1 protein-coding gene is annotated in these 1,312 nt (G+C 34.8%); it reads right to left on the bottom strand.

Annotated features, from left to right (window positions below; translation table 11 throughout):
* Positions 1–141: 141 nt before the first annotated feature.
* Positions 142–1,269, bottom strand: a complete 1,128-nt coding sequence (locus tag A5875_RS12005) for a Fic family protein (protein ID WP_088933810.1) — start codon at positions 1,267–1,269, stop codon at positions 142–144.
* Between the last annotated feature and the right edge of the window lie 43 nt (positions 1,270–1,312).

Raw genomic sequence — 1,312 nt, 5'->3', positions numbered from 1 at the left:
AACTAGGGTCATATGAAAGATGACGATTATATTTTTGAAGTAACAATACTACGGGGAGAAGAAATCAAAAAAACTATGCTAACCACGCGAATCATGGAAGTCATGAAAAAAAGACACTAAAAAATTTAGTGTCTAAGTTATTTAATTTTGGATCGCTCTGATTAAATCATAATTGTAGTATTTTTGATTTCGTTTCTTCGAGTCATCTCGATCAAGCATGTTCTTAGTAACCAAGAAATCCAATCCTCTTTTTGCTGTAGCTGGATGTATATTGAGAAAAGAGCTAATTTCTTTCGCTGTAGCAATCGGGTTAGTAAAGGTAGCGAGCCAGATATTTTTTTGCATGTCTGTCTCACAATTATCCATACCGGTAGTAGCTAATTGCTCAGCACTTAGTAGTTTTTGAATGATATTGTTTGCCATTCGTTCAGATGCTTGTAGGAAAAAGAGCAACCAAGTGCTCCAATCCGGTTTCTGACCACGAGTGCTGTTTAGACTGTTATAGTATCTGATCCGTTCTTTTTCTAGTTCTTCACTTACAAAAAATATTGGTGAAGAAACTAAAGATTCTTTTACAGAGACTAGTACAAGTAAAATCCGACCTAATCGCCCATTCCCATCCAAGAATGGATGAATAGACTCAAATTGAGCGTGCGCGATCGCCATTTTCAACAAAGGAGAGGCATCGTATGGAAAATACTCTTCGGAATCTTTTTTGTCAATGTCGAAAGAGTAGTGATTCTCTCCATTGATAAAGAATTCTAAGTTTTCCATATATGAGTTAATTTCGTTTGGAGGAATAGGGATGTATACAGCATCTTCAATTTTATTGTTTGGACCAATAAAGTTTTGAATTTTTCTGAATTCGCCACTTGCTGAAGAAGTCCCGCGCGCATCTTCCATTAAGATAGAATGAATCCTTCTCAATAAACGTGTGGAAATTGGCATGTGATGATTTTGAATTTGATCTACACCATACATCAAAGCTTCATGATAATTGCTAACTTCTTTGTTTTGCCAATCCATTTCTTTTTTGTTTTTATTTTCCATGAAGTCGTGAAATGTAACTTGAGTTCCTTCAATCCTTGTAGATTGAACCGATTCGTTAAATGATAAAAGGTTCAAAAAAGTATCGTTGATGAATGAACGAGTGATGTGCGTATCCATTTTACCGATAACTAGATTTGTTTTAGCCAGTTGCTTATAAATGTCGATCGATTTTTCTTTAGAAACACTAATTGGTAGTTTTATGAGCTCTTTCAAAACCATCCTAATCACCTCGTTAATTCAATATATATGAAGAAAGTGAAAT

Origin of the sequence: Enterococcus sp. 3H8_DIV0648, from assembly GCF_002140655.1 — a bacterium.
GTDB classification, from domain to species: domain Bacteria; phylum Bacillota; class Bacilli; order Lactobacillales; family Enterococcaceae; genus Enterococcus_A; species Enterococcus_A hulanensis.
Note: the sequence above shows the minus strand (reverse complement) of the source record. Positions and strands in the feature narration are given on the sequence as shown.

What these genes read in the sequence shown, in the direction of transcription:
- A5875_RS12005 (WP_088933810.1), bottom strand. Translation starts at nt 1,269, where the DNA reads ATGGTTTTGAAAGAGCTCATAAAACTACCAATTAGTGTTTCTAAAGAA.